Genomic DNA, 14,207 nt, shown 5'->3' on the forward strand with positions numbered 1-14,207 from the left:
GCGGCGCCATCCGGCGGTCCCGGGCGTGTCGGCGAGTTCCGTCGTCTCGGTCCGGGCGGACCGAAGTCCCGAGCACGAGCCCGGCCCACGTCGTCGGCCCCGGCGCGGAAGCCGACGCGCTCGACGCTCCGGTCGCGGGTCCAAGTCCGACTCCAACCCACCTTGTCCCCGGAGCCGGGAGCGGGGGCCCGGAGTGGTCATGGCCAAAGCGGGCTCTCGCCTGGCCGCGCCGCGCTTTGATGACGCGTCCGTTCACGCGGCGTGCGGCCGCCTGGATGATCCGGATCGCATCGTCCTCTGCCGAGGATCGTCCTGACATCGTGGCGCCTTATCAACGGGTGAAGCCGACCTCTCGTCGCTACGCCCTCGCGCGACGCCGCGAGCGCCGATGCTGTCTGTGGCCCCGTCACGGTTGTGATCCTGCCACACCGCCCGCGGCGACGGGGTCCGTGTCCCTGATCCCCATTACGGTCGCGGCTTCGCCCTAGGCGAACTTGGGGTGCGCGACCGGTGCGGGCGGCATGACGCTTCGCGCTCGCCGGGCCGCGGGATCTCCCTCCTCCAGCCGAGCGAAGTCGCCGCCAATTCGAGCCCGACGATCCACGAGGAGCGATGCCGTGACGCTGCCGTTACGTATCTCCACCCCGTCGCCGAATGGACGTCACGAGGATGGCGAGGGGTCGTGCTATTGCGACCTCGTCGAGATCAACGATTGGGGCGCATTCGAGATCGTCGAGGCGCTTTCCGGAGAGTTGGCGACGCTTCTGCGACAGAAATCCACGAGCGCCTATCTGGTCCGCACGCATGGCGACATGGAGGTCGGTCCGCCCTTCTGCCATCCCGACGCTGACGATGAGCCGATGTACTGCGCGGTGGACCATCTCGGGAGAATCGAGCGCGATCCCGCGGCGAACGAGGCGCTGTGGCGTTGCGCGAACGCCGCCGTGGAACTTCCCGGGGGGGCACCGGCTCGCCGAGCCCGCCAGAGATCGAGTAACGGACTCGGCGGCGCGCGCGCTCGCGCACGATCGATCCCCCGTTCTCGACGCCGTGGCGGAAAGTGCGGACGGCCTTCGAACGCCCGGCCGAACGAGATCGCGGGCCCGCCGTCGTTCGGGACCATGGCGGACGGCACGACCGAGGGGCGGCGAAACGCTGCCGCTGCGTGTGGGCCCCACGCCGCTGTCGCCGTCGAGACCGGGGTATCCGTCGCCGTCCAGGCGTCGTCGTGGGTCCAAGCCGGATCGGCCGGTCGGCCACGGATGCCACGCCGCGAGCCACGCCAGACATCGACGTTTCGTCAACCAATGGATCGACTACCCGACCCCGCTCAGGCGTCCGTTAAGCCGGGCCGCCGCATCGTGCCGAAGGAAGGATGTCCGGGAGGCGAACATGCAGATGGAGTCGGTCGGGGGCGGGGTTGTCATGGATCCCAGGCCTGGGACCCTGCCGCATTTCGACCTGTTCGCGCGAACGCTCGGTGACATCGACTCGCCGGAAACGATGGCGTGGTGGTCGGATCCCGATTGGAGGGGGCACGTCGCCCTCGCGGTGATCACGGAGCGTGGGAGCGCACGCATCGCCTCCTCCAGTGTGATCCTGGGCGGGGGCAGGCAGGCGGCGCCGACCGCGGGCTCCGGCGATGCCGGAGATAGGCGCGCCTTCCTGAGACGCGAGGTCGAACGTCAGCGCTCGGCGTCGAGATCCGCGATAGACCGTGCCCTGGCGGGATTGGCATTCCGCCCCGACGGGGCGACGTTCCACGTGACGAGTGCTTTTGCACTGCGTACGGTGAAGGCGCATCTCGACGTCGGAAGCGGATGGGCGGGCGGCACAGTTCGTCTGGGGCGGGAGACAGCCCTTCGGGCGGGTGGCGGGGCAGCCTCGCGCAGCGTGCCGGGGGTGGGGGATGGCCACGCATGCGGCGCGAGGGCGGTCGACGCGCTCGCCGACGATCTCGCCACTTGGCTCGAACGCCAGTACTTCCACGACGACTGGAACCCCGACGATACAAGTCAGGCGGCACTGTCCCACGCCCTGGCTGTCATGGTCGCCGCTCACAACGGCGAGATCAGCGACTCCTTGGCGATCGGCCGTGCCGGAAGCCTCCCGGCGCCAAGGTCGTCGGCGGGAGGGGAGACCGGGGCTCAATCGCGGCTGTCCGATCACCACGCAACCGGCCGTGCGGTCACGCCGCTCGAACCCCTGGCATAGGCTCGACGCCCCCCCCAGATAGTGCGACTCACGATCGTCGGGCCGACCGGGCCTCCGAGCCCGCGTCGGTCCAGGGTAGCCGTGGGGCCGTCAGCCACCCCGCGAATGTCGCGATGCGCGGCGCTCGCGGCGTTTCGGACGCTTTCGGGCGTGCTGTCGCGGAGCAGGTCGCCGCAGCCGCCGAGATCAAGGAAGGGATGGACCCGACGGAACCGCCTCTCGGTCCGCTTCATCGCGCAACGATTCGGCCTCGGCGAGGTACTTAGCCCTGATCTGCTCCTCCTGGTGTTCGATGCGCTGAATCCCGACCAAGTGCCCGCAAACCTGGAAGACCAGCTTTTCGATTTCGTTTTCAGGCGAATTTCGGCGCAGCAGCGGACCGAGCGGCTCAGGGGCGGCCAGCAGCCCCTGATGCGTTGGCACCGTCCCGCGAATCAGTTCCTGCCACGCCTCGGGCAGCATCGTTAGTTTGCCCTCGGCTTTCCTCTTGAGCTCATCGGTGAGCCACTTCTCGTTCCTCGTCGGTGTATTGGCGACGAGCCTCGCAAGCTCGGCGAGCCGTTCGTCTCGCTGGGTCACGCGCAGCTCGTCCATGTAGCCGGCATGATCGTTTGCGTAGGCGGTCGCGAGCCCCCGCGCATGGTTGAACGCGGCGTCGATCGCCGGCGGCCGCCTCCTGGGATTGTGGCGCAGCACCACATCGCGGCTGCCGTCCTCGGACCGAAGTACGGTGAACATGACCGTTTGGGAGTGCGGCCGCAGGTAAGGCCTATCCGTCAATGTGTAGGGCAGCGAATCCAAGGGGACGACGCTCACCCACACCTCGTCGCCGAACGCGGCCGCGACGTGGCGCGTCCCGAAAGGAGTTTCGTGTATCTCGACATTCGCGACGCATGTTTCTGTGGCGATGGGCATGGGAACCTCCTGTGTGTCGCAGCGAGGTTCGCGGTTGATCATGCAAGGGACAAACGTCAGGGCGGCGCAAGCGCCATGCAGCTTCAGAGTTTAGCTGCTGACGCCGCGGACGCCTGATGCGTCATTGTCGGGCGCGATCACCGAGCCAGACGGATTGGCCGGGGAGATACGTCGGCTCGACCAGGCGCAACTTCTCTCGCGTGGTCCTGCGGCCGGCGCTGCACCGAGGTGAGCACCTCGACGCGCTCTTGCGCGCACGCCTCGGCAAAACTGAGAGTGCTTCGGGTCATTCTTGGCGATTATGCAAATGCTCCGAAGGGATCGGAGCATCGTGGGGCATATTGCGTGAGTGTAGATGGATGCGACAACCTAAGGGTAACTGATAGATTCGGGCCAACGGCGGAATTGTTCGGTCAGACACACTTTGTCACGATCGCGAGGATCTGGAGACAAACCCGCGATCTATCTTGATCGTCGCGCTTTCGACCGACGCCGAATATGCCAAGGATTACCCCCTGGAGACGGCCGAGGAGGATCGACGCCTCGGCAAAACGGCTCAGAAATACCGAGCCCTGCCGTGCTCGGCCACCCAGCTATCGTAGTCTTCGAGAGCCAGACCGCGTCCGTTTATCCGAACTTTCGAACGTCTCCAGACAATCCGCAGCCGACACGGAGTTTTAGATGATGAAACAAACTGTCGAGTACTTGACGGCCGCATTCATGTTCGTCGCGACAGTATCGAGTGCGACCGCCGCCCTCGCATTCGAGCGTGGCGGCCATGGCGGTGGTCCGGACTGGGGTCGGGCAGGCGACCATGGTTCGCCTCCCGGCGGCGATCGCGCATTCCGAGGGGGTAGTCACGGGTCTGCGAGATTTGGCCTCCATCGCGGTCCTCGCTCCAACACGTTCCTGCCGGCCGTCCCGTTCGCAGGAGGGCGGCAACACCGGCCGCGCCCTCACTAGGACGAACAGACGGTCGGCTACATTCGAGGCGACCGCCGTCTGTCTCGCCTCCGGAACCTGGCGTTCGCGGCAGGTCCAGTTCGTGGGCGAGGTGGGATCGGCCAGTCCGCGCCGTCCTGCAGCATTATGTTCCGTCGCCGCGATGACTACGATCACTTGCCGGATTATATCTTCCGATAAGGCGGTCCAATATGTCACGCCTGTTTGCCGAGACGTGTATTCACCGGTTGATCGTATTGGTGTCGAGCGTCCTGGGGCCGACGACACCGACGGCACTCGCGGTCGGTAGGCAACGAGGGTGACAGTTCGAGCGGAAGCGTCTTCCCCGTCGCTCGCGCGTCACGCTTCATTTTACAAGATGTGGAGAGTCGATGCAGCATGCGGATATTGTGCTTACTGACGCTATGCGATGGCTGCGTTGGTTGCCGGGCTGGGCGCAGAGTGTCGCTCTTGTTCTCGGATGTTTTGTTGTTGTGCTGCCACTTCATCAGTTCGCGTATCGCTTCCTGACACGAGCGTCTCAAGACCGAGGCCTGTTCTGGCGCTCACTCGTTCGACGGACGCAAGGTCCCACCCGTCTCTGCCTCATCATCGTCGCTGTTGGTGCCGCTTCCGCCGTCGCACCGGTGTCCCGGGAGGTCCGGGTCTTGGTGAACCATCTTCTGCTCGTTGGTTTCGTTGCGCTCGCCGGTTGGTGCTGCTGCATCGCGATCCACATCGCTACCGTCATTTACCTGCGGCGATTCAAACTCGACGCTGAAGACAACCTTCTCGCGCGCAAGCACTTCACCCAGGTGCGCCTCCTCGAACGCGCGGCCGTGACGCTCGTGGCGTTGATTACGGTCGCCGTGTGCCTGATGACGTTCGAGCCCGTGCGGCAATACGGCGTAAGCCTTCTGGCCTCGGCGGGAGCCGCGGGCCTGATCCTCGGTCTAGCGATGCAGCCGGTACTCTCGAACCTCGTTGCCGGAATCCAAATCGCGATAACGCAGCCTATCAAGATCGAAGATGCGGTCATCGTTGAGAACGAATGGGGTTGGGTCGAGGAAATCAACTCGACGTACGTGGTTGTTAGGCTTTGGGATTGGCGTCGGCTTGTCGTGCCACTGACATATTTTATTCAAAAGCCATTCCAGAACTGGACGCGCGAGGGTTCGTCGCTCATCGGAAGCGCTTTCCTCTACGTCGACCACACCGCGCCAATCCCAGCCATGCGGAAAAAGCTTGCAGAGATCGCCGCGCAATCAAATCTCTGGGACGGAAAGGTCGTGAATCTCCAGGTCTCAGACGTGCGAGAGAACGTGATTGAAATTCGAATGCTGATGAGCGCTCGCAATGCTTCGCAGGCCTGGGATCTGCGATGTGAAGTCCGGGAGAAGATGGTCGGCTTCCTGCAGGCCGAGCTGCCCAGCGCGCTGCCGCGGTATAGGACGGAATGGCTCCGAATCGATCGTGACCGTCCAACACAGTCAGCAGGCTGCGCCCCGGCACAGTAGTTCGGCGTCGGCGCACTTCACCAACACGCCGCGAACGCTCATCATCTCGTCAATCATCGGGGGCTCTAGGTTTGAGGCAGGTGCTCGCAGCCGAACCTTACCCGGCATTCGCCGATGCCCCCCACCCCCGCGAGCTACACGACCACCCGTGACACGACGGAAGTTCGGATGGGAGCACCGCCGATTCCCATGCTTGGCTTATGTAGCCAACGGACCGGCCAGCCTGCGCTTTGAGGAACGACCACGATCCCGACGCCATATTGACCTTGAGTTGTGCATCAGCCGGTTTAACTTGATCGTCCCCGGCCATGAAACCTCTCGATCCGGTGTTAGATGCATGGGATCGCATGCGCGCCAGCCGCTTCCGTCGCTGTCTGGATTTGAAGAGTGATTGAAGCTGTCGGAACGGAGCACTTATGGCTATCTTGGATCATGCATCCGGTCTACCTTGCCTTGAAGGAACGTGAGATCAATCGCTGGCCGGGCATGCGCTGGACACGATCATAGCACCGCGCCCCTAAGAGCCCGTCCGGTAAGGGTCTGAAGCGGGGTTGAGTGGCCGGGATGGCGATGCTTCCAGGGGGGTGCTGAAGCCTGACTTGGAAGCGCCATGTGGACCCCGACCACCCGGCGGCAGCATAGCCGCGTGGGCCTTCGCTATGAAACCGAACTGACCGACGCCGAGTGGGCGGTGATCGCGCCACTGATGCCGAGGCCGGCGCCCTGTGGTCGGCCTCCGCTCTGGACGACACGGGAGGTCCTGAACGCCATCTTCTACGTTCTGAGAGGTGGGATCTCTTGGCGGATGATCCCCAAGGATCTGCCGCCGCGCTCGACCACGTTCGGCTACGGTGCCTATCGCTGCATCGGCAGCGACGGCCATCGGTTCGATGGGAAGCCGGTCTGCACCAACCGGCCCGTCCGCAGCGATCGCCTTAAGCGCGCTGTCTGGACCGAGGTCGAGGCCATCTTGAACGATCCCGCGCGGGTGGCCCACGAATACCAGCAACGCTTAGCTGCGGTGAGCGCCAGGGTGGGCAGTGCCGCGGACTTGGGCGAGGCGGAGCGCCGGATCGCCACACTCCGGCGCGGGATCGGTCGGCTCATCGACGGTTATGCTGAGGGCGTGATCGAACGGAGCGAGTTCGAGCCGCGCATCGCCGATCTGAGGGGGTCGGGTGGCGCAACTGGAGGAGCAGCGCGAGGAGATCCGGGCTGCGAGCGAAGCCGAGCGCGAACTGACCTTGATTGTTGGCCAGTTGGAGCTCTTCTCCGCTCGCGTGCGCGAGAGCCTCAACGTTCTGGACTGGACGGCCAAGCGCGATGTTCTTCGTCTCATGGTTCGGCGCATCGAGATCGATGATGGCCACATCGAGATCGTCTTCCGCGTGCCACCACCCCCGAGCGGGCCGGATCAGGCCGACGCTCGCAGAGGGCAACGTTGTACAGCGGACCGTTGAGAGGTTCTTCGCCTGGATCAGCCGCAATCGACGCCTCTGGAAGGATCCGGAAGCGACACTCGCCTCCGCACGAGCCTTCCTCTACGCCGCAGCCGTCATGATCCTCGTCAGGCGCCTCGCCCGATCAGCCTGACTTCTCGGACGGACTCTAAGGAGCCGGATGGCCGCCGCGGTACAACTTCGTGCGCCTTGCCGCGGGGTCTGACGCGCCGGGGCAATTTATTCTGATCATATTCGTGGGATGGGTAGCTTTTTCCGCGGGACGGGGGTGTGTAATTTAAACAGGGTTTTGCCTAACCCCTTTTTGGCATTGGGAATTTGTCAGCCGCCGGGGGCAGTTTTTTCCAACTCCCTACACCGAGGCGGCCTTCGACATGCTGCAGTTCGGCCTGCGCCTCGGCGCCCGGCCGCGCAACCTCGTGACGACGACGCCCCGGCCGGTACCGCTGATCCGCCGCCTCCTCGCCGACCCGCGCACGGTGGTGAGCCGCGCCCGGACCCACGACAACGCCGCGCATCTCGCGCCCGATTTCCTCCAGCAGGTGGTCGGGCGCTACGCCGGCACGCGGCTCGGCCGGCAGGAACTCGACGGCGAACTCATCGCCGACCGGGACGACGCCCTGTGGACGCGCGCCGCCCTGGAGGCGGACCGGATCGCCGCCGCCCCCGATCTCGGCCGGATCGTCGTGGCGGTGGACCCGCCCGCCGCCTCGAGCGCGCGCTCGGATGCCTGCGGGATCGTGGCGGCCGGGCGCGCCGGCGGGCACGCCTACGTGCTGGCCGACGCGAGCCTCGCCCGCGCCACCCCGCAGGCCTGGGCGGCCGCGGCGCTGGCGCTCTACCACCGGCTCCGGGCGGACGCCCTCGTGGTCGAGGTCAACCAGGGCGGCGAGATGGCCGCCGCCGTGCTGGGCCAGTGCGACCCGGCCGTGCCGGTCACCCGCGTCCACGCCACGCGGGGCAAGTACCTGCGCGCCGAGCCGGTCTCGCTGCTCTACGCCCGCGGGCTGGTCCACCATGTCGGCGCCTTCCCGGCGCTGGAGGACGAGCTGTGCGATTTCGGGCCGGACGGGCTGTCCGGCGGGGCGTCGCCCGACCGCCTCGACGCCCTGGTCTGGGCGCTCACGCACCTGATGCTGGAGCCCCGGGCCGCGCCGCGGATCCGGCGGCTCTGACGGGGAGGGCCCGAAACAATTCGGCGCGCTTCGGGAGAAGCGCGCCGGAGTCGGTTCGTGGTCTCTGGAACGAACTGCATGCTGTATACACAATGTCGTGCGCCAAATCTGTAGCGATCAGGCCACGGCACGCGGTCCTGTGCTGGGAATCCCCACCGTAATTCTCCTTATTGCGCGGCGGCGACGGGCAGATTGAGCGGCGGATTTGTCGGGATGATCCGCGCCGTCCTTCCGGGGCGCCGCGGGCGGACCCTCAATCCTGACCGGTCATCGGTGCCCGACGCCGGCACATCGGCGTGCCTGGCCGCCGGGAGCCCGATCGAGCGCCCGGTCGCCCCCGCCGCCGCCATCGCCGCCGCCACCGCCGCAGGCGCCGCCGGCGCCCGAAGCAAAGCTGCCGGCTCCGGAGGGGCGGGAGCCCTGGGCGCGCCGCGAGCGCCGCGCGGCTCGCATCCCGCAGCGGGGGAAGGGGACGGGCGCGACGACGAAGACCGCGAGTTCGAGGGCCTGCCTCCCGTCCATCGGAGCCGCCGTCGGTTCGTCGGTCCGGACGTTCCAGCACGGGCGGGTGCCGGGGCCGTCACGGGGGCGCCGTCAGGCTCCGCAGGGCCGCCCGGACGTCGGCGAGGGCGCCGACCAGGGCGTAGCAGGCGAAGTCGTGCGCGCCGGCGGCGGCCTTCGCCAGCCGGAAGCGGCAGCTGAGGCGGTTCGCCCCGGCCTCGGGGGCGATCGCGAATGCGGGCCGCGGCGCGTCGGGCTCCTGCTCCGGCGGGCCCGGCGCCCAGACCGCGAGGGCGTGCGAGCCCTCCGGCGTCGCCAGGATCACGGGGTCCGGCCGCTCCCCCGCTCCGGGGTCGAGGGGCGCGATCCCGCCGGTGGCCGGGTCGAAGCGCCAGGCCGCGGAGAAGTCCGCCGGCACGGCGGCGGCGAGGGGTTCGAGGCGGAGCGCCGCCGCGGGCTCGGCCAGCACGAAGCTCGTCTGCACCTCCACGGCGTTGCCGAGGCCCGGCAGGCCGAGGGCGACCCGCTTGCGCAGGATCGGGGCCGGGATCGCGGGGCTCGCGGGCGCGGTCGGGCAGTCCGAGGGGAGCTCGTCGGCCGGGTCGGCGGCGCCGTCCCAGGCCATGCGGGTCTCGGTCTCGGCCCAGCTCCGGCCGGTGCGCAGGGCGCGGAGCCGGCGGGCCGCCGGCGCGCCGGTCCCGTCCTGCGGGGTGCCGGCCTCGCTCGCACGGCGGCAGCCCGCGCCTGACCCGACCTCCGCCCGCGCCTGCAGGGCGTCGCCGGGCTCGGTGTCGGCGAGGAAGGTGACGCCGTCCCAGGTCAGCGTGTCCACCGCCCCGGCGACCCGCCGGGACAGGCGCAGGCTGATCTCGGACCGGCCGAAGGGGTGCGCCAGGATCAGCGTCCCGTCGGGCTCCGGCCACAGGGGCACGGGGGCGGGCGCATCCGCCGCCCGGGCCGGCGCGGCGAGGAGCGCCGCGACGAGGCCGCCGAGACGGGCGGCGCGGGCGCGCGCCCGGAACCGCGCCTGGGGCCGTGTGGGGATCCGGGGCTGCATCGCGTGACCATAGCTCAGGAACGGACCGGCATGTCGACCCTCCTCGAACGCCTGGCGCGGGTGGCGCGCCGCGCCGTCGGCGGCCCGGCCCTCGCCACCAAGGCCGCCGCGGCCCCGGCCTTCGCCCTCTACGCCGAGGGCCGGGCCAGCTGGACGCCCCGTGATCCGGCGGCGCTCGCCCGGGCCGGCTACCAGGCCAACCCGGTGGTCCACCGGGCGGTGCGGCTCGTCGCCGAGAGCGCCGCGAGCCTGCCGCTGATCGCCACCGGCCCCGGCGCCGCGCGCGCGGGCGACCTGCTGGCCCTGCTGGCGCGGCCGAACCCCCGGGAGAGCGGCCCGCACCTCCTGGAGACGCTCTACGCCGACCTCCTGCTCACCGGCACGGCCTATCTGGAGGCGGTGAGCCTCGACGGGCGGGTCGCCGCGCTCCAGGCCCTGCGGCCCGGGCGGATGCGGGCGCTGCCGGGCCCGGACGGCTGGCCGGCGGCCTACCTGTACACGGCGGGCGGGCGCAGCCGCCGGTTCGACCTCCCCGAGCCGGGCACCGCCGTGGCGCCGATCCTGGCGCTGGCGCTGTTCCACCCGGAGGACGAGACCGGCGGCCTCGCCCCGATCGCGGCGGCGGCCGCGGCCCTCGACATCCACAACGCCGCGAGCGCCTGGAACAAGGCGCTGCTCGACAACGCCGCCCGTCCGTCCGGCGCCCTCGTCTTCGCCGGGGCGACGCTGTCCGAGCCGCAATTCGACCGGCTGAAGGCGGAGCTGGAGGCGAACTACCAGGGCGCCGCCAATGCCGGCCGGCCGCTCCTGCTGGAGGGCGGCCTCGACTGGAAGCCGCTCGCGCTCTCGCCGCGGGACATGGACTTCGTGGCGGCCAAGGACGCGGCCGCCCGGGAGATCGCCCTGGCCTTCGGCGTGCCGCCGCTGCTGCTCGGCCTCCCCGGCGACAACACCCACGCCAACTACGCTGAGGCCAACCGCGCCCTCTACCGCCAGACCCTGGTCCCCCTCGCGGCCCGCACCGCCCAGGCGCTGGCCGGCTGGCTGGAGCCCGCCTTCGGCGCGATCGACCTGGAGCCGGACCTCGACCGGATCGAGGCGCTCGCCGGCGAGCGGGAATCCCTGTGGCGCCGGGTCCAGGCCGCGGACTTCCTGTCGGTGGCGGAGAAGCGGGAGGCCGTCGGCTACCCGCCCGCGATGCCGCCGGCGCCGGGCACTCCCTGAGGCGCGGGTCTCCGCGTCGGCTGCGGACGTCCCCTCACCGGCCCACCCGAGGATCCCCTATGGACGGCCACTTCTCCGGCTATGCCAGCCTGTTCGGCGTGCCCGATCTCGGCCGCGACGTGGTGGTGCCGGGCGCCTTCGCGGCGAGCCTCGCCCGCCGCGGGGCCGCGGATGTGCGGCTCCTGTTCCAGCACGACCCGGCCGAGCCGATCGGCCGCTGGCTCGCCCTGCGCGAGGACGGCCGCGGCCTGTTCGCGGAGGGCCAGCTCAACCTCGCCGTGCGGCGCGCCCGGGAGGTCGACGCCCTGATGCGCGCCGGCGGCCTCGACGGGCTCTCGATCGGTTTCCGCACGCTGCGCGCCCGGAAGGGCGCCGGCGGCGAGCGCCGGCTCCAGCAGGTCGACCTCTGGGAGATCTCGCTCGTGACCTTCCCGCTGCAGCCGGGGGCCAGGGCGCGCCCAACCCCGGTTCCGGGCCCGGGCCCGGAGGCCGACGCGATCCGCGACCTCGCCGGCCTGATCGCGCCGCCGCGCGCCGCGAGACCCGCCGCGAGACCCGCCGCGAGACCTGCCGCGAGACCTGCCACTCGGCCGCTGCCGGCCGCGCGATCCTGACTTCCACCCCCGACGAGGCCCGCCATGGACGCCCAGACCCCGATCGCCGAACCCGCCCTCGCGCCGCCGCGCGGCCTGCCGCCGCTGGAGAACAAGGCCGCCCACCCCGAGGGCGGCCCGGTCCGCTCCGCCCTCGACGAGCTCGCCGCCGCCTTCGCGGCCTTCAAGGAGACGAACGACGCGCGGATCGACCGGATCGAGGGCCGCCTCGGCGTCGACGTGCTCACCGAGGAGAAGCTCGCCCGGATCGACGCGGCCCTCGACGCCGCCCGCACCCGCCTCGACCGCATCGCCCTGGAGCGGGCCCGGCCGCCCCTCGAGCAGCCGGATGCGCGGGGGCCGGGGACCGCGCACGAGCACAAGGCCGCCTTCGACCTCTACGTCCGGGCGGGCGAGAGCGCCGGGCTCAAGCGCCTCGAGGCCAAGGCGCTGTCGGCCGGCTCCGGGCCGGACGGCGGCTACCTCGTCCCCGACACGATCGAGCGGACCGTGCTGACGCGCCTCGGCCAGGTCTCGCCGATCCGGTCGATCGCCAGCGTTCAGGCGATCTCGGGCGCCCAGTACAAGCGCGCCGTCTCGGTCGGCGCGCCGGTCACCGGCTGGGCCGCCGAGACCGCGCCGCGGCCCGAGACCGCCGCGCCGGCCCTGTCGGAGATCGCGTTCCCCGCCATGGAGCTCTACGCGATGCCGGCCGCCACCCAGACGCTCCTCGACGATGCCGTGGTGGATCTCGACGCGTGGCTCTCGGCCGAGGTGGAGACCGCCTTCGCCGAGCAGGAGGGCGTCGCCTTCGTGTCCGGCAACGGCGCGAGCCGCCCGCGGGGCTTCCTGAGCTACGACACGGTCGCCAACGCCGCCTGGGTGCCGGGCAAGATCGGCACGGTCGCCACCGGGGCGGCCGGGGCGTTCCCGTTGTGGATGTAACGTGAGTTTGGGTATTTTGCCGGACTGATTGGGTATTTCGGAAACGAAAGTTTGGGTGAGCGGTATGGTGAGGCGCTACGGCCCAATCATCTCGGCTGGCTGTGTGTGAACCGCATCAAGCTGTCGACAGGGCTGCAGCTTACAGGGCAATCGTCTGGCTGCTTGAGCGCCTAAGGGAGTTCGCCCGATTCCTCGAGGAGGACCGCATCTGCTTCTCGGACAACGCAGCGGAACGCGCGGTCCGGCTTATTGCAATGTTTCCGTGTCCACCGCTCCACGGTTGCTTGAGACACCCCGTTAGCGGACGGTCTCCGCTTCAGGGGTGAGAACGATGACGACGAATACAGGAGCGGTTGCCGGTGCGGTCGGACCTGGCCGCGGTGGGCGCATGTCCCGGCAGCGCAAGCGGGACGCGGTGTTGCGGCTTCTGCGTGGTGAGGACCTGGAGAGCGTCTCGCGCGGCCTGGGCGTGACGGCGGCGACCTTGTCGGGCTGGCGCGATGCCTTTCTGACGGCGGGCGAGGCCAGCCTGTCCACCCGGCCCCTCGATGCGGACGCTCTGGAGAGCGGGCGTCTCAAGGCCAAACTCGGCGAGATGCTGCTGGAGCGCGAGCTGTTGGAGGCCAAGGTCGCCGCCCTGGAGGCGCGTGGCGCCGGCCCTTTGGCCCGCAGGCGGTCGCGGCCATGAGCCGGACCGTCTCGCCGGCGAGCGGCAAAGTCTACGGGCTGGCTCGGGTGTGCCGGATCTGGCGCGTGTCGCGCGCCACCGTCCACCGGCATCTCTCACCGCCCCGCTCGGGGCTCGGATTGGAGGCCGCGCCCGATCCCGCGCGGCGGCCCGGCCCGGTCGGGGCGATGCCGGATGCGGCGCTGCTCCTGCAGATCCGCGCCCTCCTCACCGATAGCCCCTTCCACGACGAAGGCCATCGCAAGGTCTGGGCACGGCTGCGCATGAAGGGTGTGCGCACCTCCAAGCGCCGGGTGCTGCGCCTGATGCGCGCCCACGACCTGCTCGCCCCCACGCGGGTCGGCACGCCGCGCGGTCCGCGCAACCACGACGGCACCATCATTCCGGAGCGGGTCGACACGATGTGGGGCACCGACCTGACCACCACCTGGACCGCGGAGGGGCAGGTCGCGGTGTTCGTGGCCATCGATCACGGCTCGGCCGAGTGCGTGGGCATCCATGCGGGGCGCCGGGCCACGCGCTTCGAAGCGCTGGAGCTGATCCGCCAAGGAGTGCGGCAGCGCTTCGGCGGCTTCGCGGCCGAGATCGCCTCGAGCCTGAGCGTCCGGCACGATCACGGAAGCCAGTACATGGCGGACGCCTTCCAGGCGGAGCTCGCGTTCCTGGGCATCGCGAGCTCGCCCGCCTTCGTGCGCGCCCCGGATGGGAATGGCTGCGCCGAGCGCTTCATCCGCACCCTCAGGGAGAACCTGTTGTGGGTCGAGCACTTCGATACGGTCGAGGATCTGCGCCACGCGCTGCTGGCGTTCTGGGATCTCTCCAATGAAACGTGGCTGATCGAGCGACACGGGTTCCGGCCACCGGCCGAAATCCGCGCCGCGAGCTACCACCCGCGGCCATCGCCGCGTAGGCTGCAGATCGGTGTCTCACAATCCGCAGGCGGTACACCGGATTGAATCGATGACGCTTTAGGGCC

8 protein-coding genes and 4 pseudogenes are annotated in these 14,207 nt (G+C 69.6%); 10 read left to right on the forward strand and 2 right to left on the reverse strand.

All coding sequences use genetic code 11. The features are described from left to right. Positions 1-1,392 precede the first annotated feature (1,392 nt). Complete coding sequence (locus tag BKE41_RS26085; RefSeq protein WP_071000299.1) at positions 1,393-2,214, forward strand: hypothetical protein; 822 nt, start codon at positions 1,393-1,395, stop codon at positions 2,212-2,214. A 186-nt stretch (positions 2,215-2,400) separates the two neighbouring features. Here the strand turns inward: BKE41_RS26085 and BKE41_RS26090 are convergent, their stop codons facing one another. Beyond that, positions 2,401-3,129, reverse strand: a complete 729-nt coding sequence (locus BKE41_RS26090; RefSeq protein WP_043074887.1) for a hypothetical protein — start codon at positions 3,127-3,129, stop codon at positions 2,401-2,403. Positions 3,130-4,496: 1,367 nt separating this feature from the next. On the opposite strand from BKE41_RS26090, the gene BKE41_RS26095 reads away from it, so the two are divergent. The 5 genes and pseudogenes from BKE41_RS26095 to BKE41_RS26105 all read left to right on the forward strand — a co-directional run. Further along, positions 4,497-5,588: a mechanosensitive ion channel family protein gene (locus tag BKE41_RS26095; protein ID WP_236962057.1), complete on the forward strand. Its 1,092-nt coding sequence runs from the start codon at positions 4,497-4,499 to the stop codon at positions 5,586-5,588. Between the two features lie 610 nt (positions 5,589-6,198). Beyond that, a pseudogene (locus BKE41_RS30565) lies at positions 6,199-6,438 on the forward strand (transposase); the annotation flags it as partial. Positions 6,439-6,766: 328 nt separating this feature from the next. After that, positions 6,767-7,048 carry a hypothetical protein gene (locus BKE41_RS31795; RefSeq protein ID WP_043074888.1) on the forward strand — a complete coding sequence of 94 codons (282 nt, stop codon included), beginning with the start codon at positions 6,767-6,769 and terminating at the stop codon, positions 7,046-7,048. Then, positions 7,044-7,181 (forward strand): annotated as a pseudogene (locus BKE41_RS30930) (IS5/IS1182 family transposase); the annotation flags it as partial. The gene BKE41_RS31795 and the pseudogene BKE41_RS30930, both read left to right, overlap by 5 nt. A 226-nt stretch (positions 7,182-7,407) precedes the next feature. Continuing rightward, positions 7,408-8,223: pseudogene (locus BKE41_RS26105) on the forward strand (ATP-binding protein); the annotation flags it as partial. Between the two features lie 580 nt (positions 8,224-8,803). Here BKE41_RS26105 and BKE41_RS26110 read toward each other — a convergent pair. Continuing rightward, the gene (locus BKE41_RS26110) at positions 8,804-9,781 is read right to left on the reverse strand and encodes a hypothetical protein (protein WP_071000300.1); all 978 of its coding nucleotides are present in this window, start codon (positions 9,779-9,781) and stop codon (positions 8,804-8,806) included. A 30-nt stretch (positions 9,782-9,811) separates the two neighbouring features. On the opposite strand from BKE41_RS26110, the gene BKE41_RS26115 reads away from it, so the two are divergent. The 4 genes and pseudogenes from BKE41_RS26115 to BKE41_RS26135 all read left to right on the forward strand — a co-directional run bounded on the left by BKE41_RS26115 (position 9,812) and on the right by BKE41_RS26135 (position 14,187). After that, on the forward strand, positions 9,812-11,005 hold the full coding sequence (locus BKE41_RS26115; RefSeq protein ID WP_012321873.1) for a phage portal protein: 1,194 nt from the start codon (positions 9,812-9,814) through the stop codon (positions 11,003-11,005). Between the two features lie 59 nt (positions 11,006-11,064). Further along, complete coding sequence (locus BKE41_RS26120) at positions 11,065-11,619, forward strand: HK97 family phage prohead protease (RefSeq protein ID WP_012321874.1); 555 nt, start codon at positions 11,065-11,067, stop codon at positions 11,617-11,619. 24 nt (positions 11,620-11,643) lie between these two features. Next, positions 11,644-12,531, forward strand: a pseudogene (locus BKE41_RS26125) (phage major capsid protein); the annotation flags it as partial. A 343-nt stretch (positions 12,532-12,874) separates the two neighbouring features. After that, positions 12,875-14,187 (forward strand): IS3 family transposase gene (locus tag BKE41_RS26135; protein WP_245295841.1). Its coding sequence is split into 2 segments (ribosomal slippage): positions 12,875-13,199 and positions 13,199-14,187, totalling 1,314 coding nucleotides; the frame shifts between segments, so codons are not numbered across the junction. The last annotated feature ends 20 nt before the right edge of the window (positions 14,188-14,207 follow it).

This window comes from Methylobacterium sp. C1, assembly GCF_001854385.1.
Classification (GTDB): domain Bacteria; phylum Pseudomonadota; class Alphaproteobacteria; order Rhizobiales; family Beijerinckiaceae; genus Methylobacterium; species Methylobacterium radiotolerans.